This window comes from Ewingella americana (assembly GCF_006438725.1).
GTDB classification, from domain to species: Bacteria; Pseudomonadota; Gammaproteobacteria; order Enterobacterales; family Enterobacteriaceae; genus Ewingella; species Ewingella americana_A.
Genome location: NZ_RCZD01000002.1, coordinates 486,399 through 507,698, shown reverse-complemented (window position 1 = coordinate 507,698; position 21,300 = coordinate 486,399). Strand labels below are relative to the sequence as shown.

24 protein-coding genes and 1 other RNA gene are annotated in these 21,300 nt (G+C 45.8%); 9 read left to right on the top strand and 16 right to left on the bottom strand.

Annotated elements, in window-relative coordinates; genetic code table 11:
- Window positions 1–11: 11 nt before the first annotated feature.
- The 5 genes from EAH77_RS05490 to EAH77_RS05470 are packed head-to-tail and all read right to left on the bottom strand — an operon-like array spanning window position 12 to window position 1,635.
- On the bottom strand, window positions 12–353 hold the full coding sequence (locus EAH77_RS05490; RefSeq protein WP_140470785.1) for a DUF5375 family protein: 342 nt from the start codon (window positions 351–353) through the stop codon (window positions 12–14).
- Window positions 350–613 carry a hypothetical protein gene (locus tag EAH77_RS05485; RefSeq protein WP_140470784.1) on the bottom strand — a complete coding sequence of 88 codons (264 nt, stop codon included), beginning with the start codon at window positions 611–613 and terminating at the stop codon, window positions 350–352. The genes EAH77_RS05490 and EAH77_RS05485 overlap by 4 nt, the downstream gene beginning before the upstream one ends.
- Window positions 610–1,134: a host cell division inhibitor Icd-like protein gene (locus EAH77_RS05480; RefSeq protein ID WP_140470783.1), complete on the bottom strand. Its 525-nt coding sequence runs from the start codon at window positions 1,132–1,134 to the stop codon at window positions 610–612. Before EAH77_RS05480 ends, EAH77_RS05485 begins: the two co-directional genes overlap by 4 nt.
- Window positions 1,135–1,147: 13 nt before the next feature.
- Window positions 1,148–1,378 carry a hypothetical protein gene (locus EAH77_RS05475; protein ID WP_140470782.1) on the bottom strand — a complete coding sequence of 77 codons (231 nt, stop codon included), beginning with the start codon at window positions 1,376–1,378 and terminating at the stop codon, window positions 1,148–1,150.
- Window positions 1,375–1,635, bottom strand: a complete 261-nt coding sequence (locus EAH77_RS05470) for a helix-turn-helix transcriptional regulator (protein WP_140470781.1) — start codon at window positions 1,633–1,635, stop codon at window positions 1,375–1,377. The genes EAH77_RS05475 and EAH77_RS05470 overlap by 4 nt, the downstream gene beginning before the upstream one ends.
- A gap of 576 nt (window positions 1,636–2,211) precedes the next feature.
- Here EAH77_RS05470 and EAH77_RS05465 point away from each other — a divergent pair.
- From EAH77_RS05465 to EAH77_RS05460, 3 genes are read left to right on the top strand one after another with little or no spacing between them, the layout of a single operon-like run.
- Entirely contained in the window at window positions 2,212–2,712 is a 501-nt protein-coding gene (locus EAH77_RS05465; protein ID WP_241673400.1) for a hypothetical protein, read from the top strand.
- A gap of 18 nt (window positions 2,713–2,730) precedes the next feature.
- Window positions 2,731–2,931, top strand: coding sequence for a hypothetical protein (locus tag EAH77_RS25470; protein WP_241673399.1), 201 nt, complete (start codon window positions 2,731–2,733; stop codon window positions 2,929–2,931).
- Entirely contained in the window at window positions 2,931–3,101 is a 171-nt protein-coding gene (locus tag EAH77_RS05460) for an ogr/Delta-like zinc finger family protein (RefSeq protein ID WP_140470780.1), read from the top strand. Before EAH77_RS25470 ends, EAH77_RS05460 begins: the two co-directional genes overlap by 1 nt.
- Before the next feature lie 300 nt (window positions 3,102–3,401).
- Here EAH77_RS05460 and EAH77_RS05455 read toward each other — a convergent pair whose 3' ends face one another.
- From EAH77_RS05455 to smpB, 5 genes are all read right to left on the bottom strand, one after another.
- Window positions 3,402–5,258, bottom strand: a complete 1,857-nt coding sequence (locus EAH77_RS05455) for a DUF2357 domain-containing protein (RefSeq protein WP_194150479.1) — start codon at window positions 5,256–5,258, stop codon at window positions 3,402–3,404.
- Window positions 5,259–5,270: 12 nt separating this feature from the next.
- Window positions 5,271–7,808 carry a hypothetical protein gene (locus EAH77_RS05450; RefSeq protein WP_140470779.1) on the bottom strand — a complete coding sequence of 846 codons (2,538 nt, stop codon included), beginning with the start codon at window positions 7,806–7,808 and terminating at the stop codon, window positions 5,271–5,273.
- 177 nt (window positions 7,809–7,985) lie between these two features.
- Window positions 7,986–9,200: an integrase domain-containing protein gene (locus EAH77_RS05445; protein ID WP_140470778.1), complete on the bottom strand. Its 1,215-nt coding sequence runs from the start codon at window positions 9,198–9,200 to the stop codon at window positions 7,986–7,988.
- A gap of 193 nt (window positions 9,201–9,393) precedes the next feature.
- Window positions 9,394–9,757, bottom strand: a transfer-messenger RNA (tmRNA) gene (gene ssrA, locus EAH77_RS05440).
- Window positions 9,758–9,806: 49 nt separating this feature from the next.
- Window positions 9,807–10,289 carry an SsrA-binding protein SmpB gene (smpB, locus tag EAH77_RS05435; RefSeq protein ID WP_140470777.1) on the bottom strand — a complete coding sequence of 161 codons (483 nt, stop codon included), beginning with the start codon at window positions 10,287–10,289 and terminating at the stop codon, window positions 9,807–9,809.
- Between the two features lie 157 nt (window positions 10,290–10,446).
- Here smpB and EAH77_RS05430 point away from each other — a divergent pair, with 157 nt between their 5' ends.
- Both EAH77_RS05430 and EAH77_RS05425 read left to right on the top strand, forming a co-directional pair.
- Window positions 10,447–10,881: a type II toxin-antitoxin system RatA family toxin gene (locus tag EAH77_RS05430; protein WP_140470776.1), complete on the top strand. Its 435-nt coding sequence runs from the start codon at window positions 10,447–10,449 to the stop codon at window positions 10,879–10,881.
- Entirely contained in the window at window positions 10,874–11,158 is a 285-nt protein-coding gene (locus EAH77_RS05425; protein WP_140470775.1) for an RnfH family protein, read from the top strand. Before EAH77_RS05430 ends, EAH77_RS05425 begins: the two co-directional genes overlap by 8 nt.
- A gap of 76 nt (window positions 11,159–11,234) precedes the next feature.
- Here EAH77_RS05425 and bamE read toward each other — a convergent pair whose 3' ends face one another.
- The 3 genes from bamE to nadK form a co-directional block, all read right to left on the bottom strand.
- The gene (bamE, locus tag EAH77_RS05420) at window positions 11,235–11,579 is read right to left on the bottom strand and encodes an outer membrane protein assembly factor BamE (protein ID WP_140470880.1); all 345 of its coding nucleotides are present in this window, start codon (window positions 11,577–11,579) and stop codon (window positions 11,235–11,237) included.
- Window positions 11,580–11,691: 112 nt separating this feature from the next.
- The gene (gene recN / locus EAH77_RS05415; RefSeq protein WP_161985769.1) at window positions 11,692–13,353 is read right to left on the bottom strand and encodes a DNA repair protein RecN; all 1,662 of its coding nucleotides are present in this window, start codon (window positions 13,351–13,353) and stop codon (window positions 11,692–11,694) included.
- A gap of 114 nt (window positions 13,354–13,467) precedes the next feature.
- The gene (nadK, locus tag EAH77_RS05410; RefSeq protein ID WP_140470773.1) at window positions 13,468–14,346 is read right to left on the bottom strand and encodes an NAD(+) kinase; all 879 of its coding nucleotides are present in this window, start codon (window positions 14,344–14,346) and stop codon (window positions 13,468–13,470) included.
- Window positions 14,347–14,481: 135 nt separating this feature from the next.
- Between nadK and grpE the strand changes: the two genes are divergently transcribed.
- Window positions 14,482–15,069, top strand: coding sequence for a nucleotide exchange factor GrpE (grpE, locus tag EAH77_RS05405; protein ID WP_140470772.1), 588 nt, complete (start codon window positions 14,482–14,484; stop codon window positions 15,067–15,069).
- Window positions 15,070–15,118: 49 nt separating this feature from the next.
- Here grpE and ung read toward each other — a convergent pair whose 3' ends face one another.
- Window positions 15,119–15,799: a uracil-DNA glycosylase gene (gene ung / locus EAH77_RS05400; RefSeq protein WP_140470771.1), complete on the bottom strand. Its 681-nt coding sequence runs from the start codon at window positions 15,797–15,799 to the stop codon at window positions 15,119–15,121.
- Window positions 15,800–16,146: 347 nt separating this feature from the next.
- On the opposite strand from ung, the gene grcA reads away from it, so the two are divergent.
- Window positions 16,147–16,530, top strand: coding sequence for an autonomous glycyl radical cofactor GrcA (gene grcA, locus EAH77_RS05395; RefSeq protein ID WP_140470770.1), 384 nt, complete (start codon window positions 16,147–16,149; stop codon window positions 16,528–16,530).
- A 79-nt stretch (window positions 16,531–16,609) separates the two neighbouring features.
- On the opposite strand, the gene srmB is transcribed toward grcA, so the two are convergent.
- Entirely contained in the window at window positions 16,610–17,941 is a 1,332-nt protein-coding gene (gene srmB / locus EAH77_RS05390; protein ID WP_140470769.1) for an ATP-dependent RNA helicase SrmB, read from the bottom strand.
- A gap of 160 nt (window positions 17,942–18,101) precedes the next feature.
- Between srmB and trmN the strand changes: the two genes are divergently transcribed.
- Window positions 18,102–18,845 carry a tRNA(1)(Val) (adenine(37)-N(6))-methyltransferase TrmN gene (gene trmN, locus EAH77_RS05385; RefSeq protein ID WP_431306745.1) on the top strand — a complete coding sequence of 248 codons (744 nt, stop codon included), beginning with the start codon at window positions 18,102–18,104 and terminating at the stop codon, window positions 18,843–18,845.
- A gap of 50 nt (window positions 18,846–18,895) precedes the next feature.
- Here the strand turns inward: trmN and nadB are convergent, their stop codons facing one another.
- Entirely contained in the window at window positions 18,896–20,497 is a 1,602-nt protein-coding gene (gene nadB / locus EAH77_RS05380; RefSeq protein ID WP_194150478.1) for an L-aspartate oxidase, read from the bottom strand.
- A gap of 214 nt (window positions 20,498–20,711) precedes the next feature.
- Here nadB and rpoE point away from each other — a divergent pair, with 214 nt between their 5' ends.
- Window positions 20,712–21,287 carry an RNA polymerase sigma factor RpoE gene (gene rpoE, locus EAH77_RS05375; protein WP_140470879.1) on the top strand — a complete coding sequence of 192 codons (576 nt, stop codon included), beginning with the start codon at window positions 20,712–20,714 and terminating at the stop codon, window positions 21,285–21,287.
- The last annotated feature ends 13 nt before the right edge of the window (window positions 21,288–21,300 follow it).

Here is a 21,300-nt window from a genome sequence, read left to right as displayed (position 1 = left end):
GTGCGCCTCCATCAGTGCAGCGTTGTGTTAGGTGTAGATGCGATATGTTGATGGCACAACTCGTCCATCATGGATTCACCGAGCAGCGTCAGGCGGGGTTTCGCTACCAGAATATCCGGCTGAACCATATCGCGGAGCATGGCGCAGGCCATCTCCATGCCAATCCTCGGACCGTGCTGACCGACGTAATAATTTTCGACTTCTGCCGCGATAGCCATTTGCAGTTCATCAAGCGTGTAGCCAATTTCAAGACCATGAGAGGCGCAGGCATCGAGATAAGCCTGTGCCAGTGCTCGGCGATACAGGGCGGTGAGTACTTCCACAGGCAGGCATGATTGTTGGGTGCTGTTCATTCGTAGAGATCCTCCATCTGCGTTTTTATGGCTGTTTCGCAGGTGTCTACGACTTTCCCTAATTGGTCTGTGAGCAGCGCGACCATTGAGGCCATGGAATTAAGCTGATTTTTATCCGGGGTGTGCCCGAATGTCTCTTGCGTATCAAGCATGTCGAGGAACATCACGCCGACGTTATGCGCATGCTGCAGACGCAGGAAATCAGCATGGGGAATAGGGTAGTGGGTGTTTGGAAAATAAAAGGAAGCCAGCTTGTTCATGCGGCCTCCTGTACTGGCAGACGACCGGCGAAACACAGCACATAATCGCGAGAGTACAGGCGGCGGGCGCAATGTTCGCTGTCTGCGGCAGACCGGAGCATACAGATACGTGCGGCAGGTTCAGAACGGCGAACAGCAGCAAATAGGAACGTAAATTTCGGATGTGGGAACGCGAGGGTTGTAGCCATAGTGGCAGCCTCCAATAAGTATTGGTTATTGCTACCACCAAAGTTCCTACGCTTATGGGTGGTAGCCCAGACGGGGGTAGGAATACCGGCCTTATTGGAAACCGGCCAGCCCGAAGGCTGCCCCGCCTGAGCTACCATAGTTTGATGTGTACAACGGTAAAAAAACCATTGTGCACAAAATAGGCGCGCTGAGGCTACGACATAAAAAAACACGCCTGGCGCGTGTTGTGTCGCCAATAAGTAACTCGGGTTCCTACGCCCGACTGCCGATTTTTCGGCAGCCCAAAAACTATAGACCAGCCGCTTGCCAGAGAAAAGCCTTTTTTGGTGCATTAGCCTTTCCCTCTTAGCAATCGGTCAGGACTTGATCGGACTGCTGCGGATTTGATCGGAAGCGCGAAGTATTGTCTTGAGCATCGCCTTTTAAGTTGACCGACAGCACTCCAAGGGTGTTGCTGGTGAAAGCAGGCAATGGATTACTTCGGCCACAAGCAGCAGCCATAAGGCCTTCAGCGAGGTAGGCGGCTTCTTCTGCGTTGAGCTGGATATTATGGTGACCGACAGACAGAGAAATCATTGAACCGTCCCCTGAACGCGTGCTGCGATACGGTCATTCATCCAGCCATCAATCTCTGAGGCCAGCCATGCAACGTTCTTACCACCGAGAGAGATCTGAGCGGGAAACTGCTGGCGACTGATCAAATCATAAATGGTTGACCGGGACAGGCCGGTGGTATGGATGACTTCCGGCAATCGCATAAAGCGGTCACGGGGAAACGCAGGCGGCATGACTGAGTATGATGCAGGGGGAGTATTTGGAGCGATGGAAAGCATGGTGCTACCTCTTTTTTGGGTCCGGCTGGATCTGTCCAATACCGGTGGTTTCGTTAAGTAGCGCCCTATTATGTGAATTTTTTTCAGGGTGGCAACAAGGCCTACAGCGACTTTTGTCCTGCAAAAAAGTGATTGCATTTTTCAGGTGACATCACATGACACTGGGTGGAACTTAATGGCAATTATTGGCAAAGTGCGCGATGAAATTTAATACAGCGGTGATGGTTAAATATACATTTTTTATAGTTTATAGTTATTAATGTAAGGAAATTGATTGATATAAACATTCAAAAATATAGCTAGCCAGAAAAAGGTCATGTTCTTAGTAATGAACACTTGTGAATGGTTGGTGACGAGTATCTAGTTAAGTGTTCACTATGTAATAATATGATTTATATGGTTTTAATTTTATAGTGAATAGTAGTGAACAGTATTTATATAACTAAAACTAAACCATTGTCTCATGAGGGCGACTTTGGGGTTGTTGTACTAGCGACCAGCAAGAACCCTTCAATAGAAATGTTGTGTCAGCCTCCGCACAATAGATTCATATTTACTGACACAGGAAATTCCATCATGAACACTGCTTTACCCCAACATGTCACCGAAAAGCTGCAAGTCCTGCATAACGCGAGAGCCGCTCATAACAAAAACGCTCAGGCACTGTCTGACGTTGTAGCGGGCATAGCCCGTTGCCAGCAGCAGCAGAAAGACACGGAACTAGAAAGCCATGAGGCTGAAAGTCAGTGGCGTACTTTGTTCCGCAAGCTGCGAGGAGAAATAACCCCGGAGTTACAAGCGCAGCACGATAGCCGGATTTCTAAACGTGAACTGGCGAAAGAATTCGATGGCCTGATTGAAGAAATGGAACTAGACAAGATGGAACTCCATTTAAGGTGCGGCTCGTCTGCTCCCATTTTGCTTAATGCCCATAGAACGGCGATGACAGCATTTGCAGAACATACAATGGATAATGCTGTGGATGCCTTCACCAAGCTCATTCTAAATACCGATGTTATTAATGCCTGTGTAGTAGCTGCATGTGCCTATAGTGTATATCAGAGCAACGCGACGTAAATTATCGGAAACCGACTGATGAAAGTACTAGGCGAGCGTATCGCTGCAGCTATGGCAGTACAGCGCGTCGAACATCCAGTATTGAAAGAAATAGGACCAATACGGCCCGAGGCTTCTGGCGTATTGGCGGAGCTGCAAAATAGTCCAATGCGTCGGATGCAGGCTGTAACAAAGCTTGCCGAACAACGCCTTCATTTACAGCAACGAGAAAGTAAATAATGATGCGTTGCCCGTTGTGTACTCATGTCTCTTATATTCGAACCAGTCGTTATATTACAGATAAGACGAAAGAGGCTTATTATCAATGCGCCAATCTCGATTGCTCATGTGCCTTTAAAACGATTGAGAGCATAAGCAAGGTAATAAACAGAGAGAGCCGAATTAGCTGAAAGTGTAATTTCAGTTACCTACTTAAATATTACGATTAGCCGCTTTCAATTAAGGTGGCTTTTTCACGACATATCCGCAAGGTCTACGTTTCTGCAGCCCCTTTTCTCTGGCTAGCCGTCTTTAAAGACCTCTGCATGCATAGGGCGCATGGTTTTGCATGCATGAAACAAAGGTGAAATTGGCAGGAAGCCCTTGCTACAAGGGCTTAGAGACCTTCTGCATCATGCATGAAAAACGCATGGTAAAGTCACAGCGGGCAGGCGGGAGAGGATTGCATTTAAGCCGCTGGCTTTATTCTATCAAGCTAATAATTTTTTATGGACATTCTCGTCTATCAGATCCTTTCTCACATCGTTTCCAAGTAACATAAGTGCTATAATTCGTTTTATTACTCTTTCAAATTCTGAGTTAACTGACTCTTCATCGCCGGGTTTAACTGAGCTTGAAATAATTGAAGGATAAACAGGGTTGTCGGAGAATATATTGAATACGTTATTATGGAAATGTCTCGTAATGTGAGCATTACTTGGGTTGATGATCATTAACCCAATAATTACCTTATTGTCTCCCCCAATGGGATGAAGTCCGTGAAGGTACTTTAAGGTAAGTTCCGGGATGTAGTGAGAAAAAACCTTGTCATCGTAGGTGTATTTAGCATCTAAAATGTAACTATGTATTAATTTATTTTCATGGGTGAGGTTTATAACAAAATCAGGGGATCTGTTAGCATTTATGTTTGTTGTAGATCTCCTAGTCGCTTTCCCATTATACATAGTCCATTGTTCTGAGTTTATTAGATCTCTATGGTCGGTTTTAGGATGACCAACAACCCAATATTTCGGTTCATAATCTAAAGAGAATTCAAAATCTTCTAATGTGTATTTAAATCTAATTTTTTCACCTACAGATGGTAACGAAGGCGACGCCTTAAAAATACTATCCATAACTCCTTTTATATAAAATAATGTGTAATATTCGAATAACTTAGGTATGCTTTTTATAGAAAATAATTCATCCTCTATACTCCAATCCGGTTTTCCAAATCTATGCCAGTTAGCTATCTTGTTGAAAATTATTAAATAACTTGGGTTGTGCTTAGCTTTCATTGTGAAACTGGGTATGCCGGTTATTTTTTTCGAAACATACATGTTTGTATCAATTTTTTTTCTTAAATATGAAAGGTTTGATAGTATTTCCTTACATTTTTCCACTTTCTTAAGGTTAATATTTCTGTGGAATTTATTAATCTGAGAAAAAAAACTAGAATAGCCATCTGAGACTTTTTCAAATTTAGAATTACCGACTTTTGGTTTTTCAAAGTTTGTCAGCATTGATGATGTTGTTATAATAAGTGTCTTGATAAATCCATGTATTACTTGATTTTCGTAAACATTACAATCCTCAACTAGTGAGTTTTCCCGAAGTTTTTGAGTGCCAAATAACTTATCTTCATGTTCAAGTATCGCTAAATTACTATTATCTGTTTCATACAGCTCATCAGTGTTATCTGATATCCACGCCAAAGTTATGTCATCAATTTTTGTACTTTCGTTAGGGAAAATATATTTGTCTTTAAGAGTTAACTTTGTTATGGGTTTTTTAATTATTTTATCTAAAAGCGGATGGATAGTTAAAACCACTTTTTCTAGTTGCTCAATTAAAATATCCACAGGAGTGTCACCTTCTTTATAACCCGCACTGCGACGTGTCACTCGGAAAAATGCGCATAACGCATCACTATTGTGCTTTGCAAGAAAACTTAACATATCATTTACTCTTTCAGCATTTATTTTTTTTGCTAAAATTTCAATTTGCGGGAATCGTATAAATTCAATTTCTTCTCCAGAAATTAATTTAATTTGCAACTCTGCAATACCAAAATAGTTATGAAAAAAACACTCAAAGGAGTTTCTGCCTATTCTTTTAGGATACCATTTATAAAACCATATGTTATCATTTTCCAGTATCGAATTAGATTCCACTTCATTTTCATGAAGAACTATCTGGACCTGATTATAGAAATTCGGAACTTCTAATATTATTTCAATGGCTTCATCTTCTAGTATGTATTCCTTAGGCGTGCTTAAAATATCTCCATTATTGAGAGTAATTACATGGCCAATCCGTTGGCCATTTAATATTTTCATTTTCATCATTACCATATTTCCTTAGAAGAATGAATATGAATCACTGTATACATCACCACTCTCAATTATATTTTTTAATGTGGATTTTGATAGGTTGAAGTCAAGCTCAGTAAGTTTTTCCTCTACATATGACAATCTTTCTCTGAAGGAGTTTCCATATCCTTCGATAAGCGGCAGTATATGCTGATTTATAGCGTAATCAAGTGGCGGGGTTCTCATTCCGTCGACTTCATTTGCTACATGGCAGAATCTTTTGATTGCATTTATTTTTCTCTGGCTAACTCTGACAGCAGTAGTTCTATTAATTGGATTTCCTAATATATCAATTATTTGATTCAATGAATCCTGTTCTTCTTGGGTAAACGTTGCTTCTGTGGCAGAAATGTTGAAACAATTATCGAAATCGTTAAAGCTTATAGCGCCATCGAAAGTCAAAGTTTTCTTTGATATTGATTTATAATGACTATTGTGGTTTAGCGTAATAACGGGGACTCTATCAATAAGACGTGGCGATAATTTTTCAGTTGTAGAATCATTGTTAATTGTTGCAATGAATCTTACATTTCCATTTACTTTGAGATAACGCTCGTCAATGATCGGTATGCCAAGATCTATTTTTCGATTCATACCTTCGGGGTCACACATGCCAAGAAAATCAGACCAGTAATGCTCCATGCTTGATAAATTTGCTTCATCAAGAAGGATCATCTTCAAATAGTTGTCAGTGTTTTCATTCTTCAAAAAATTATATAGGCCCGTCCTTGCTGGCTGGTATGTATCCTTAAGGGAATTATAAAATCCAAGTACATCTCTTCCTGATACCCACGCTCTACCTACTGGAACATTTAAGAAATTACTTGAAGAAAAATTATTATTCTCTTCTGTAAGGCCAAGATATCGTGCAGCTCGTAATGCAGTTGAAGTTTTACCTGTTCCTGGTGGCCCGGCAAGTATTGTTAAAAATGACTGCGAAACGCATAAAACTAAATTAGACATCTCATCAAAAGAGAAGTCACGTCCATAATCATTACTGAAACTATCTACAAGGAAATCAATATATTCTCTTCTATTATCCTTTGTTAATTCTATCTTTGACTTCTTAAGTGGTAATACATCTATTTTCTGATGATCCTCTTTCTTTTTTTTCCCATTTAATAATGATGTGAGTGTGCTTATTTCTGCAAGCTTATCCGGTAATTGTGGTGACTCTAACGTTGCCTTTTGAGTTGTAAGGGCCTTTTCAACAGCTCGAGTCTCTTTATCTATTTCTTGTTTTCGTCTTTTTAAATAATCAATTTCTTTATTAAGGGCTTCAAAATCTTTAATTCTTTCTGAGTTTGTATAAAATTCACTGATTTCATTTTTATAATCAATTGCCTTGTTTTCTAGACGAGAATTCTCTTCAGTCAACTCTTTCTGCTTTTCTAAAAGGACCTGATGTGCATCTTCGTCAGACTGTTTCCTAATTTCTTCTATTCTGTCCTTTGCCTTTTTTTTAGCAATTTCAACAGCCTTGGTTTCATTTTCTAAATCTTTCTTTTTAGAATTTATATGCCTCTCAATCTCCTTGAGTTCTTGTTCGAGTCTTTGTCTTTGAACTTCTGTTCGCTCCTCAAGTTCAATTTCTTTATCCTTTAGAAGAATACCTTTATTCTCTCTTAAGTAGTTGTCTAGATAAAGTCTTCCATCTCTGGTGTCAGCTAAGAAGTCTTGTACGATTTCTTGCCCTAGTCCACTATCATCTAAGAATTTTTCAAGAAGATCTGTTAATCTCTTCAGTCTTTCGCTATTTCCGAGAACTTTATTTTTTTTAACGTATTCATCAATTCCTTGCGATAGTTTCTGCGCTTCACTTTTACCTAATGGATTTTTGCCTTTTCCAAAGCCGTTTTTTGTAAAGTAAGAAACTAATCTAACATCAGAAATAAAGTCAATTTGTTCAAAAGCGAGGTGGGATATTTCTTTGAGGTTTCTAATGAATTTTTTATTTACTCCCTTTACCTTAACGGAAAATATAAGGCCATCTCCAATAAGTTCACTGCTTGTTATTTTTGCGATATAGTCCGTTTTTAGCTGCAAAGGGGAAGGTGTCGTTAGTGGCGAAACAAGCCAGTTATTATCTTGCTTGGAGGCTTTTAACGGGCCAAATAAGAAATTGTCATTTTCTATGAAAAAATGGCTATTTGGGAGGTCCATGTCATGATTTATAAAGCCTGAGGCCAAGTCTGGTAGGGCCATGTTTATAATTGGGACTAAGGCATTTCTATCTAATCTTTCGACCTTATTTCCAAGTGAGTAATGTTTTTGATGGCGCGAGTTTGATTTCCAATCATCATCATTACTTTCATGGTATTCATTTATTATAAATATTTCATCTGAATTAAACTGTTGATTAATGCTTAAGAAACCTTTGGATATGAATATTCCACCATTCGGGAACTCGTCAGGTCTTATTTCTGATAATGAGCCATCATCCTCAATATGTGCAACAGGGATAACTAACCCGATATCGGGGTTGGCTGAATGATTTTCTTCTTTAACTACGAGAATTCTACTCATTTTTGTCCTTAAAAAATATTGCTGATAATTAAATGATTTACAATGAAAACTATTATTTTGCTTATTATTGCTAAGGTTATATCTATCTCACAATATATATACTTCTAGATGCTTCGTGACACAAGGTCTAAAACTTTCAATCTGTTACTTAGAATGTATGGTGCATCACGGTTTAGACTATATTGTTTGATTCTGAGAATTTTTGGGGGTTATCACAGTTATCCCCCACCAACTCATTAGTTTACGCCGTTGCTCAAGATAAGTTGAGCGATTATAAGCTTTCCTAACTTCATTTTTATCACTATGCGCCAAAGCGGCTTCAATCACATCTGCATTAAAACCTGCTTCATTCATAGCTGTACTTGCGATAGAACGTAGGCCATGAGCAACGAGCTTTCCCCCATACCCAATACGTTTCAATGCAGCATTTGCCGTTTGGCTATTCATTGGCTTACGTGGGTCATTACGGCTAGGGAATACGTGCTGACGATGTCCACTAATTGGACGCATGATTTCCAGCAGCTCTAAAGCTTGTTCTGACAAGGGAACGATATGTTCGCGCTTTGCCTTCATACGTTCTGCCGGAATACACCACTGCTTATTCTCTATATCGATCTCTGCCCATGCTGTTGCTGATGCTTCGGCAGGGCGTATAAGCGTCAGTAGCTGCCACTCAAGCAGGCAGCGGGTTGGTATAGATAAATTGCTCATAGAAATGGTGCGCATCAACTTAGGTAGTTCTTCGGGACGTATGGTCGGCATATGCTGCTTCTTCGGGCGTTCGAAAGCATTGCCAATACCTGAGGCTGGGTTGGCGTCAATTAACCCGACATTAACCGCGTGAATCATTATCTCGTTTATGCGTTGTACTAACCGCCTGACAGTCTCTAATGCTCCGCGTGCTTTAATTGGTTCTAATACTTGAATCAGGGTGCGCGCTTTAAGCTCGTGAACAGGAACGTTTTCGATGCTGGGTAAAATGTCCTTTTCGATAGAACGCCAAATATCCTTAGCATGGTCCGCGCTAACGCGACTTTCTTTCAGCTCGAACCATTTACGCGCTACATTCACGAAAATGCTTTCCTGAGCAATCTGGAGCTTCTCCGCCTCTTCTTCAGCACTTGCCTGCGGATCTATTCCACGGACTAACATCGCTAACTTCTCAGCGCGAATCTCTCTGGCATCGGCAAGGGAGAGGGCAGGGTAAGCACCGAGGCTGATCATGGTGCGTTTGTTACTGTTAGGAAGTTGGTAGCGGAAACGCCAAATTTTCTTGCCGGTGGTTTTGACTAACAAAAAGAGTCCGTCACCATCGTGCAGGGTGAGGTCTTTGTCGAGGGCTTTAGCTTTTTGTACTTCGGTGTGGGTGAGGGGGCGTGTAGTCCGCGCCATGTAAGGATCTTCCCTTAATTGGTATACGTTTATTGGTATACATCTTAGCGTATACCAATTCGTATACCAATAGACTCCGGTTTCAGGCGGATCTCCTCGGACTACTACAGACACAAAAAAGCCCGCAAACCTAGAAGGGATGCGGGCTTTCAGGACTTCTCCGGACTTATCTGGTAATAACCGGATCATTATTTGGTGGAGCTGGGGGGATTTGAACCCCCGTCCGAAATTACTACACCGTCGGCACTACATGCTTAGTCTAGTCTTTACATTCGCCGGTTAGCTGCGGACAGACACGCTACTAACAAACTATCCTGATTGGGTTTAACGCTTTCACCCCAGGCAAGGTGTCCGCGCGATCTCTTTTAGGTTTGACCTCTCTTGATCCCCGTCCTAAGAGCGGAGGCTAGGGAGAGAGGGCTCTAAGCAGGTTATTAAGCTGCTAGTGCGTAGTTTTCGTCGTTTGCAACTATTTTTTTGCGGCTTTTTACGAGGCAAACCGCCCCTCGGCATGCTCCTTGGGCTTCGCAAATCCCGTCGAATCCAGAATCAGCCCCAAGTACTATTTAACACTATATCAGAAAATAGGTACGCTAAGCCAGTAGCTTAGCGGTTTGAGTTCTTCATGATTCGCGCTTTGTCTACTTGCCATTCTCGATCTTTGATGTTATCCCGCTTGTCGTGTTCTTTCTTACCCTTAGCCAGACCAATTTTGACTTTGCTCCAGGCATTTTTCCAATACATGGAGAGGGCGACAACGGTGTAGCCATCACGGCTCACTTTGCCAAACAACGTTTCAAGTTCACGTTTGTTAAGCAATAATTTTCGGGTGCGCGTCGGGTCACAGACCACGTGGCTGGATGCGACACTTAAAGGCTGAATAGTTGCACCAAACAGGAAGGCTTCCCCATCTCTGAAGGTGACGTAGCTGTCCGTGATGTTGGCTTTACCAGCGCGCATCGATTTGACTTCCCAACCTTGCAAAGCAAGCCCCGCCTCGAACTCTTCTTCAATGAAGTATTCATGGCGAGCGCGTTTGTTCATCGCAATGGTTGCGGAACCGGGTTTATGTGCTTTTTTATTTGTCATAGTGATACTTATTATACTGTAAGCGTTGGCGAATGAAATCCCCACCGGTCTACAGCCGGAGGATTTTGGCCATTGTTGCTATAGCGGCCAGGTAGTTTTTTGTCTCAAGGTGGATAAATGGTATGATTTGTACGATTTATGACACCTGGAAAATGATATGCCACAGATAAGTCGTTCTGCGCTTGTGCCGTTCAGCGTGGAGCAGATGTACAATTTAGTAAACGATGTCGATGCTTATCCGCAATTTTTGCCGGGTTGTACCGGTAGCCGCATTTTAGAACAAAGCCCCGAGTCAATGATTGCCGCAGTGGATGTTTCCAAAGCGGGTATCAGCAAAACGTTCACAACTCGAAATACGCTGATCAATAATCAACGCATTGATATGCAACTGGTTGATGGGCCATTTCGTAAGTTGATGGGCGGCTGGAATTTCATCGCGCTCAGCCCCGAGGCCTGTAAGGTCGAACTTAATCTGGATTTCGAATTTACCAATAAATTGATTGAACTGGCATTCGGTAAGATTTTCAAAGAGCTGGCCGGTAGCATGGTGCAGGCTTTCACTGTGCGCGCCAAAGAGGTTTACAGTGTCTGAGATCTGCGTCGAGGTAGTTTATGCGTTGCCTGAACGTCAGTATCTGCGCACGGTCAAGCTGGAATCAGGCAGTACGGTAGAACAGGCTATTATGGCCTCAGGCCTGCTGGAGTTACGAAAGGACATTGATCTTAAAAGTAACAAGGTTGGCGTTTATAGCCGCCCTGTGAAACTCACAGACATTCTTGATGATGGCGATCGTATTGAAATTTACCGCCCACTAATTGCTGACCCCAAAGAACTCCGGCGATTGCGTGCAGAACGCTCCAAAAACTAAGGCGCCTTGAGCGCCTTAGTTTTTACCCTGAGGATGAGTGCTGGCGACTAATTGCCATTACTCTCTGACGGGGAAATTAATTCTTACTGTCTAATTTAGGTTTGTTATCAATGTTAGTTAACGTACCCGCTTCGTTGAAGGTCAGCGTCAGTGTCTGCTGTTTTACGCCTTCATGGCCCGGCTGTTCGCGGAAAACATAGTACCAGGTGTTATTGCCGAATGGGTCATCCAGCATCGGTGTGCCAAGAACATAAGCAACTTGTTGCTTGGTCATACCGGTATGAATTTTTTGTACATCAGCAGGAGAGAGATAGTTCCCCTGATTGATGTCAGGCCGATAAACCACCTTTTCCAGTGTGGAACAGCCCGCAGTCAGCATTACAAGAGTTACTGCGGCGGCAGTTAGCGTTTTACAGCGCATAGTCATTACATTCCTTTAGGGCATAAGATGCCGATGATAATAGACCTTTCATCAGTTTGAAACCTTTGCGGGGCACCTGTATGACCGCATAAATGTAAAAAAGTTGAGCTTTTCACGCTGCCAGCAGTTCTTTTGCGTTCGCCAACGTATTACGCGTCACTTCGCTACCCCCCAGCAGACGGGCCAGTTCCTGCAATCTGGCCTTTTTATCGAGCCGGTTGATCTGTGTTTCTGTTACTTCGCCATCGGTCTCTTTGCTGACAAAATAATGTTGATGACCACAGCCAGCAACCTGAGGTAAATGCGTTACGCACATAACCTGAGTTGATTCGCCTAACTGGCGTAGCAGTTTGCCGACAATGGCAGCTGTAGGACCGCTGATACCTACGTCCACCTCATCAAAAATAAGCGCCGGGGTTTCCATTTTCTGCGCGGTGATAACCTGGATCGCCAGAGCAATACGAGAAAGCTCGCCGCCTGAGGCCACTTTAGCCAATGCCTGCAACGGTTGTCCGGGGTTAGTGGTCACCTGGAACTCCAGACGGTCAGCGCCTTCCTGACTCAGGTGTTCAGGGACAAACTGAACCTGAATTTTGAATTTACCGTGTGGCATGGAGAGCGCCTGCATACTGTCGGTAATAAGTCGTGTAAGTTCATCAGCAAAGAACTGTCGTTTCTCATGGAGTTCTTCGGCAATCTTGAGTGCCTGAAGATAGTGTAGATTGACCGTTTCGCTCAGTTCAGCCTGATTGATGTCGTGATCATCCAGTACCTGCTGCTCTTCAAGCAACTGACGATGTAATTCCGGCAGATCTTCTGCACTGACATGGTGTTTTTTCGCCAGGCTTAGCTGGCGTGAGAGCCGCTGCTCCAACTCGAATAGACGATTTGGGTCCATCTCAAGACGCTCGCTGTAATGGCGCAGTTCATCGCTCGCTTCGCTGATTTGAATCGATGCATCATCAAGCATGGTGATCAGATCGTTAATTTTGCTGTCAAGTTCGGCCAGTTCGGCCAGTTGGTTTTTTGCGGTATAGAGCAGGCTGACAATATTTTGATCATCGCTGTCAGCGAGTAGGTAGAGCGCACTCTGGCTTAATGATAACAGTTGCCCACTGTTAGCCAGGCGTTTGTACTCTTCATCGATCTGTTCGTACTCGCCAGCCTGTGGAGAGAATTCATTGAGCTCTTTTAGCTGGTATTGCAGCAATTGACGGCGTGCTTCGCGCTCAGTCACCTGTTGCTGATATTGCGCCAGTTGGCGACAGCTGTAATGCCAATTCTGATAGGCCTGTCGCATTTGTGACAGCAGCACGGGCTGATCAGCATAGGCATCGAGTAGTTGCTTTTGATGTTCTGGTTTGAGCAAAAGCTGGTGAGCATGCTGACCGTGGATTTGGATTAAGTGCTGACCGACTTCCCGCAATTGGGAGAGCGGTACCGGCGTGCCGTTAATAAAACCACGCGAGCGGCCATCAGCGCTGATTGTCCGGCGGAGCAAGCAGTCATTACCTTCATCCAGTTGATTGTCAGCCAGCCATTGTTTTGCGGAAGGCGTGTCTACCAGCGTAAAGCGCGCACAGATATCGGCACGCGTGGCGCCCAGACGTACTGTGTTGCCATCTGCACGGTTACCTAGGCACAAACCCAGTGCGTCAATCGCAATGGACTTACCCGCGCCGGTTTCGCCGGTGATTGCCGTCATACCACGGTGAAAATCGATGTCTAACTCACGAACAATGGCAAAGTTACTGATAGTTAATTGCGCCAGCATGATCACCTTCCTGTACATAACAACAGACCTGTAATTACATACAGTATAAACTGGTTTTATATACAGTAAAGTCTTCGGCGCACTATTTTTTAATATTCTGCGAGAGCTATTCCATCAGAACAATTTTTTCGACCATCCCAGCTTAGTGCTTAAAGTATTAAAATAGCTGTAATCTTTAGGATGAATAAGATTGAGATGGTACTCACTGCGCCTGATCACCACTTCCTCACCCTGCTGAATCGGTAGCGCTATCTGGCTGTCACAACTGATTTCCAGATCGCTGCTGATGTGGGAAAACTTCAGGCAAATAGTGCTGCTGCTGTTAATGACCAGCGGGCGGGCTGAAAGAGTATGCGGGAACATCGGTACCAGCGCGATGGCATCCAGCGTGGGGGTCAGGATCGGGCCACCGCCAGATAATGAGTAGGCTGTGGAACCTGTAGGGGTAGATATGATCAACCCATCTGAACGCTGGGAAAAGGCGAATTTTTCGTCTATATAGACTTCAAATTCAATCATATGTGCGACTTTACCAGGGTGCAGGACCACTTCGTTAATGGCAGTACTTACCCGGCATTGGCGATCTTCGCAACGCACCGTTGCTTCCAGAAGAAAACGTTGCTCGCTGAGATATTCTCCTTTAAGAACATCATCCAGCTGCTGTAGGGCGTTGTCTGGGTCGAGATCGGTCAGAAAGCCGAGATTCCCACGGTTAATGCCGATAACTTTGATGTCATAACGTGCCAGAACGCGCGCGGCACCAAGCATATTGCCATCGCCACCGACCACTACGGCCAGATCGGCCTTTTTACCGATATCTGCCAGACTGCCGGTTTGCGCGCCTTCAAGCTTAAGATCTTGTGCGACCTGCTGTTCAACCACAACCTCATAACCTTTTGAGATTAACCAGTGATAAAGCATTTCATGGGTAGCGAGCGCAGAAGGATGACGCGGGTGGCCGACAATGCCTATGCACTCAAATTTTTTATTCATCGCGGTGGTTATCCTCAGTAGGGCTTTGCGACGCCTACATTATGTCCGAACCTTTGAAAGCAAACCTTGAAACGGCAGTTTTGATCCCCATAATAAGCCAAGTAGCAAGATTAATGCTAAAACGCGGAGATATTCATGAGTAGTAAAGAACATAAGACGCCCAACGAGCAAGTCTCAGATGAGTTAAATCAGGGACAAGCGCTGCATACGGAAGCGGAAACTGAGGCGGCAGACGTCGTTGACCCGCGCGACGAGCGTATTGCAGAACTTGAAGCCCAGCTGAAAGAGGCTCAGCAACGCGAACGCGATAGTCTGTTGCGTGCCAAAGCGGAAGTGGAGAATATCCGTCGCCGTACTGAGATGGATATCGAGAAAGCGCATAAATTCGCGCTGGAAAAATTCTCCAGCGAATTGCTGCCAGTGATCGACAATCTGGAACGCGCGCTGGACCTGGCTGACAAGTCCAATGCTGAACTGGTTGGTTTGATTGAAGGTGTGGAATTAACGCTGAAATCACTGCTCGATGCAGTACGTAAGTTTGGTATGGAAGTGGTGAGTGATGTTCACGTTCCATTCAATCCTGAATTGCATCAGGCTATGACGCTGATGGAATCGGAGGATCTTGAGCCGAACCACGTGATCATGGTGATGCAAAAAGGTTACACGCTGAACGGTCGCTTGCTTCGTCCTGCCATGGTGGCGGTGTCTAAAGCTAAGGCATGATCCCGTTGTGATCCGATAAAAAGGCATCCTGCGGGATGCCTTTTCTGTTTTAAGCGGGCAGGATTGGCGTCCAATTGATGGGGGCCAGACCTTGCTTTTCCAGCAATGCATTGGTTGCGGAGAAGTGTTTGCACCCCAAGAAACCGCGGTGTGCTGACAGCGGTGAAGGATGCGGTGCTTTCAGAATATGATGACGTTGTGCATCAATAAAGTTGCCTTTTTTCTGTGCGTGGGAGCCCCATAGCAGGAAAATGATGCCCTCACGATGTTGGTTGAGCGCGGCGATAACTTTATCAGTGAAGGTTTCCCAGCCTAGTTTTGCATGGGAATGGGCCTGACCGCCCTCAACGGTTAATACTGTATTGAGCAATAATACACCCTGATCGGCCCAGCTCTGCAGGTAGCCGTGCGCGGGGCGTTCGAAGCCTGGGATATCTGTCACCAGTTCTTTGTAGATATTGACCAGTGAAGGCGGTGCTGGAATGCCTGGACGGACGGAGAACGAGAGGCCGTGCGCCTGATTTGGACCGTGGTAGGGGTCCTGGCCGAGGATCACTACTTTGACGTCTGAGAGTTCCGTTGAGCGAAAGGCACTGAATACATCCGCCTGAGGCGGATAAATAATTTTGCCGGCAGCGCGTTCGCTGGCGACGTACTTCAGGGTGTCAACGAAGTAGGGTTGTTCTTTTTCGGCACCAATGACGTCATGCCATGTGAGAGTCGTAGACATTAACGCGCTCCTTTTCTCTATGATTTCAATCGCGTTAGCTTACCTGCATGTGCATAGCAGGGAAACCATGCGGTGCGATGATTGCGCAGAAGGCTTGCACAGACTCTGTGATTGCAAAATTAATTGATATTTTTCAAATTAAATTGAAATTACTGACGAGTAAAAATTGATATAAAACATTAATTTGCCATCGGGTATAAATACCCACAAGTTTAAAGTTGATATTTATCAAAGAATGCGGGGTCTTCAACTGTTATACCTGATATCAGGAACAGAAGACTGGCGTCAGTTTTGCACGGCAGTCATGTTAACAATCTTAGTTTCGTAGCCATTAACGGAGGCAACACATGATCACCGGAATCCAAATTACCAAAGCAAACAATGAAGCGCTGAAAAACTCTTTCTGGCTTCTTGATGATGAGAAAGCAGAAGCACGTTGCGTTTGTGCCAAAGCCGGTTATGAAGAAGATCAAATCGTCGCAGTGAGTGATCTGGGTCAGATCGAATATCGCGAAGTACCGATGGAGTTTCAGCCGACCGTTCGCGTTGAAGGTGGTCAGCACCTGAACGTTAACGTGATGCGTCGTGAGACTCTGGAAGATGCAGTTAAGCACCCGGAAAAATACCCGCAGCTGACTATTCGCGTATCCGGCTATGCAGTGCGTTTCAACTCACTGACGCCTGAACAGCAACGTGATGTCATCACCCGTACTTTCACCGAAAGCCTGTAAAAGCTTCGGACGAAATACAGTCTGTGATGCAATAAAAAAACCGCCGAAAGGCGGTTTTTTTATGAGTGAAATCAGCAGATTATTTAGAGGAATCTTTGGTTTCAGTTTCGGCTTTAACGCGACGTTTGCCGACGTTTTTACTGTCACGGTGACGAACTTTTACTTTCACCTTAGACTTCACCTGAGCTTCTTTCTGCTTCTCTTTCCGCTTCGCCAATACTTTCTTGGATGGCTTGCCGGTAGTCTTCTCGCTTGGCGCTTTGGTTTTCGGACGCAGTTCATCAATGACACGTGGCTTTAACGGTTCATTGAGGTAACGGCCGATTTTACCCAGCAACAGGTGGTCGTGCGCTTCAACAAACGAAATCGCTGTGCCTTTGCGGCCCATACGGCCCGTACGGCCGATGCGGTGCAGGTAAGTATCAGCAGTCAGCGGCAGGTCGAAGTTAAATACATGGCTGATATCATTGATATCCAGTCCGCGCGCGGCGATATCGGTAGCAACCAGGACGTTAACGCGGTCTTCAACCATACGCTTCACGGCTTCTGTACGCTTAACCTGCACCATTTCGCCTTCGAGGTAACAGGAGTTGATCCCTGCTTCACGCAGCCAGGCAACCAGTTCATGCACACGTTCACGTTTACGCACGAAGATCACCGATTTGGTGACATCTTCTTGCTTGAGCAAATGGATTAACATCTGGGTCTTGTGCGCAACATCATCGACGCGGTAGTACCACTGCAGAATTTTTTTGCGTTCACGGCGCGAAGGGTCGGCTTCGATTTCTACCGGCTCTTTAAGAATGCGCTCGGCGAATTCACGGATTGCCTCGCCTTCCAGCGTTGCGGAGAACAGCAACGTCTGTTTGCGCCAGCGGGCTTCGGCAGAAATGGTTTCGATATCCTGAGCAAAACCCATGTCCAGCATGCGGTCGGCTTCGTCGAGGATCAGTGTTTCAATCGCGCGGCAATCGAAGTTTTCTTCTTTGATGTATTGCAGCAAACGACCGGTCGTTGCAACGACGATGTCCTGATTCTCACTGAATACTTCGGCATGGTTCATGTATGCCACACCGCCTGTTATCGTGGCGATATCCAGATCAGTGTGCTTAGCCAGTTCGCGAGCCTGGTCGGCAACTTGCATGGCTAACTCACGGGTTGGCGTGAGGATCAGAATACGTGGCGGACCAGATTTCTTACGCGGGAAATCCAGCAAATGTTGCAATGCAGGCAACAAGAATGCCGCTGTTTTGCCGGTGCCGGTAGGAGCCGAACCCAACACATCGCGTCCGTCCATTGCAGGCGGAATTGCCTCTGCCTGAATGACAGTGGGACGGGTATAGCCTTTTTCGCCCAGGGCGTCTAGCAGGCGTTCATCGAGTTCGAGTTCGGAAAAATTGGTTACAGTCATGGTCTACCTCTACTTGGGGCGCCGATTATAGACGTGTTAGACGCGATCTTCACCTATTTAAGCGGATAGCGCAGCTTTTCCTTGGCGGATGTTTGCCCTATGCTACGACAGTTTTGGATATTAGACCGTCTCGCTGATGGTTATAACGGTGAATAATGTGGTGAACGAAGTCAGTGTCAGTCAGCCTTTGCGGCGTAATGGTTTTACTTTTAAGCAGTTTTTTGTCGCCCATGATCGCTGTGCCATGAAAGTGGGCACTGACGGTGTGTTGTTGGGAGCCTGGGCCTCGGTTGAGCAGGCATCGTGCATTCTGGATATTGGTTCCGGCAGTGGCCTGATTGCCCTAATGCTGGCACAGCGCACACCCTCGTCCGTAATGATTGACGCCGCTGAGCTGGATCTTCCCGCTGCGGAGCAGGCTAAACAAAATTTTGAGGCCTCGCCCTGGGCTAAACGCCTGAATGTCTTTGCGCAGGATATCAATGTCGTCGCACAAACGCACCCGGCCCAATACGATTTAATCGTCAGTAATCCTCCTTATTTTGAATCTGCCGTTGCCTGTCGCGATGAAGCGCGTAACACAGCGCGTTATACCCAAACGCTGACTCACTCCGCGCTGTTGAAGTGTGCCGAAAAGTTACTGATGTCTCGGGGGGTATTTTGCGTTGTGCTGCCTTATGAGCTGGGTCTTGCGCTGGAAAGCAACGCGCATCAGCAAGGGTGGTTCACGGTCCGTCGCCTGGCCGTTCGCGATCGCCCGGGTAAGGTGCTGAACCGTTTGCTGTTGGCGTTATCACGTCAGCCCGCCGAAGCCGATTCCCATGAGCTGGATTTACGCGAAAGAGAAGGGGTCTACAGCCCGGCATTTCGCGCGCTGATCGCAGATTTTTATTTGAATTATTAAATCGTAGGCTGAAAAACGGTGCGGTCCCTCGCACTGTTTTAGTGTCGTGCTTATGGCTGGAGTATGGTTGGCTGCGGGTTTTCCAACTGATCAGGATAATCGAGCGTGAAGTGCAATCCACGGCTTTCTTTACGCGCCATAGCACTACGCACAATTAATTCCGCTACCTGAACCAGATTACGTAATTCCAGTAAGTTATTGGAAATGCGGAAATTGGCATAATACTCATCAATCTCCTGTTGCAGGGTCGTGATACGGCGCAAGGCGCGCTCAAGGCGCTTAGTCGTGCGAACAATGCCTACGTAGTCCCACATAAATAGACGCAGTTCATGCCAGTTATGCTGAATGACTACCTGTTCGTCAGAGTTGTCGACACGGCTTTCATCCCATAGTGGCAAATTCTTCGCCAGCTTGGCGTGTGGCAGGCGCTTGATAATGTCCTCGGCGGCTGACCAGCCATACACCAGACATTCCAGCAGCGAGTTTGACGCCAGGCGGTTAGCACCATGTAAACCGGTATAGCTCACTTCCCCAATGGCATAGAGACCATCCAGGTCGGTGCGGCCATGCTGGTCTACCATGACGCCGCCACAGGTGTAGTGCGCGGCTGGGACGATAGGAATAGCTTCTTTCGTGAGGTCAATCCCCAGCGACATTAGCTTTTCATAAATCATCGGGAAATGTTGCATGATGAATTCGGGTGGGCGATGGCTGATATCAAGGTACATACAGTCTGCGCCAAGCCGCTTCATTTCATGGTCGATGGCCCGAGCTACTACATCACGGGGAGCCAGTTCGCCGCGCGGATCGAAATCGGGCATAAAACGGCTGCCATCGGGGCGTTTGAGGAAGGCACCTTCGCCACGCAGGGCTTCGGTCAGCAGAAAATTTCGGGCTTGTGGATGGTATAAACAGGTGGGATGGAATTGATTGAATTCCAGATTAGCGACACGGCAACCCGCACGCCAGGCCATCGCAATGCCATCACCTGAAGAAATGTCGGGGTTAGTCGTGTACTGGTATACTTTTGCTGCGCCGCCGGTAGCGAGAATCACCGCTTTTGCTCGCAGGGTTTCCACGAGTTCCTTTTGTCGGTTCCAGACATACGCACCCACCACGCGCTGCGTTCCTGCCAAACCAATCTTGCTGGATGTGATCAGGTCAACCGCGTTATAGCGTTCTTTAACGCAAATATTGGGGTGTGATCTTGCTTTCCCTACCAGGGTGGTCTCTACTTCTTTACCAGTAGCATCAGCAGCATGCAGTATGCGCCGGTGACTGTGACCGCCTTCGCGAGTCAGGTGATAACGCTCCTCAGAGCTTGCGTTCGTTTCGGTATCAAACAACACACCCTGGTCAATCAACCACTGTACACAGTGGCGCGCATTACCGGCGATGAACTCGACGGCATCTTTATCACACAACCCTGCGCCTGCGATAAGTGTGTCGTCGACGTGAGAGGCAATGCTGTCTTTCTCATCAAACACAGCGGCAATGCCGCCCTGAGCATAAAAGGTTGAGCCTTCGTTTAAGGGTCCTTTGCTGAGTACAGTAACGCTACAGTGGTCTGCGAGTCGTAAAGCCAAAGACAGGCCGGCAGCGCCACTCCCGATAATCAATACATCGCTGACAAATTCAGATGAAGGTTGCATAACGTATGATGTTTGCAGAAGAAGAGGGAAATTCATGTTAGCCTAAACGCCCTGGCAAAAGCCACGGACTTGAGACTTCAATAGAAAAAACAATGGCGATGTGGAACTTAACGTTCCATGTGAACTCCAAGCAGTACTTGCTCAGGAATATAATGATGGCAGCTGGCAGTACGACTTTATGCGCGGAGATGGTTTTGGGGAGATTTTACCTCGGATGAGCGAGCAGTTAGCCGATCAGATTCTGGTTGAGCGGGTCCAGAAGGGTGATCAAAAATCGTTCAATTTACTGGTTATTCGTTACCAGCATAAGGTAGCGAGCCTGGTTTCCCGCTACGTACCGCAGGGCGATGTGCCTGATGTGGTTCAGGAATCATTCATTAAAGCCTATCGCGCACTGGATTCATTCCGTGGCGACAGCGCTTTTTACACGTGGTTGTACCGTATCGCGGTCAACACAGCGAAAAATTATTTAGTTGCTCAGGGACGGCGCCCACCGGCCAGTGATGTGGATGCCAGTGATGCCGAAAACTTCGAAAGTGGCGGCGCATTGAAAGAAATTTCGAACCCTGAGAATTTGATGTTGTCAGAAGAGTTGCGGCAAATAGTTTTCCGCACGATTGAAGCACTTCCTGAAGATCTCCGTATGGCGATCACCTTGAGGGAGTTAGATGGCTTGAGCTATGAAGAGATAGCCGCCATCATGGATTGCCCCGTGGGCACGGTGAGATCGCGTATTTTCCGCGCCCGGGAAGCTATTGATAATAAAGTTCAACCGCTGATTCAGCGTTAACGATGGCGGACAC

Coding starts and splice junctions, on each gene's coding strand:
- nadK (WP_140470773.1), bottom strand. CDS start 14,346: ATGAATAAAAAATTTGAGTGCATAGGCATTGTCGGCCACCCGCGTCAT.
- recN (WP_161985769.1), bottom strand. CDS start 13,353: ATGCTGGCGCAATTAACTATCAGTAACTTTGCCATTGTTCGTGAGTTA.
- srmB (WP_140470769.1), bottom strand. CDS start 17,941: ATGACTGTAACCAATTTTTCCGAACTCGAACTCGATGAACGCCTGCTA.
- EAH77_RS05470 (WP_140470781.1), bottom strand. CDS start 1,635: ATGCTTTCCATCGCTCCAAATACTCCCCCTGCATCATACTCAGTCATG.
- EAH77_RS05450 (WP_140470779.1), bottom strand. CDS start 7,808: ATGAGTAGAATTCTCGTAGTTAAAGAAGAAAATCATTCAGCCAACCCC.
- EAH77_RS05485 (WP_140470784.1), bottom strand. CDS start 613: ATGAACAAGCTGGCTTCCTTTTATTTTCCAAACACCCACTACCCTATT.
- EAH77_RS05465 (WP_241673400.1), top strand. CDS start 2,212: ATGAACACTGCTTTACCCCAACATGTCACCGAAAAGCTGCAAGTCCTG.
- grpE (WP_140470772.1), top strand. CDS start 14,482: ATGAGTAGTAAAGAACATAAGACGCCCAACGAGCAAGTCTCAGATGAG.
- EAH77_RS05455 (WP_194150479.1), bottom strand. CDS start 5,258: ATGATGAAAATGAAAATATTAAATGGCCAACGGATTGGCCATGTAATT.
- EAH77_RS05430 (WP_140470776.1), top strand. CDS start 10,447: ATGCCACAGATAAGTCGTTCTGCGCTTGTGCCGTTCAGCGTGGAGCAG.
- ung (WP_140470771.1), bottom strand. CDS start 15,799: ATGTCTACGACTCTCACATGGCATGACGTCATTGGTGCCGAAAAAGAA.
- EAH77_RS05480 (WP_140470783.1), bottom strand. CDS start 1,134: ATGCACCAAAAAAGGCTTTTCTCTGGCAAGCGGCTGGTCTATAGTTTT.
- nadB (WP_194150478.1), bottom strand. CDS start 20,497: ATGCAACCTTCATCTGAATTTGTCAGCGATGTATTGATTATCGGGAGT.
- bamE (WP_140470880.1), bottom strand. CDS start 11,579: ATGCGCTGTAAAACGCTAACTGCCGCCGCAGTAACTCTTGTAATGCTG.
- grcA (WP_140470770.1), top strand. CDS start 16,147: ATGATCACCGGAATCCAAATTACCAAAGCAAACAATGAAGCGCTGAAA.
- EAH77_RS05460 (WP_140470780.1), top strand. CDS start 2,931: ATGATGCGTTGCCCGTTGTGTACTCATGTCTCTTATATTCGAACCAGT.
- rpoE (WP_140470879.1), top strand. CDS start 20,712: ATGAGCGAGCAGTTAGCCGATCAGATTCTGGTTGAGCGGGTCCAGAAG.
- EAH77_RS05490 (WP_140470785.1), bottom strand. CDS start 353: ATGAACAGCACCCAACAATCATGCCTGCCTGTGGAAGTACTCACCGCC.
- EAH77_RS25470 (WP_241673399.1), top strand. CDS start 2,731: ATGAAAGTACTAGGCGAGCGTATCGCTGCAGCTATGGCAGTACAGCGC.
- EAH77_RS05445 (WP_140470778.1), bottom strand. CDS start 9,200: ATGGCGCGGACTACACGCCCCCTCACCCACACCGAAGTACAAAAAGCT.
- EAH77_RS05475 (WP_140470782.1), bottom strand. CDS start 1,378: ATGATTTCTCTGTCTGTCGGTCACCATAATATCCAGCTCAACGCAGAA.
- smpB (WP_140470777.1), bottom strand. CDS start 10,289: ATGACAAATAAAAAAGCACATAAACCCGGTTCCGCAACCATTGCGATG.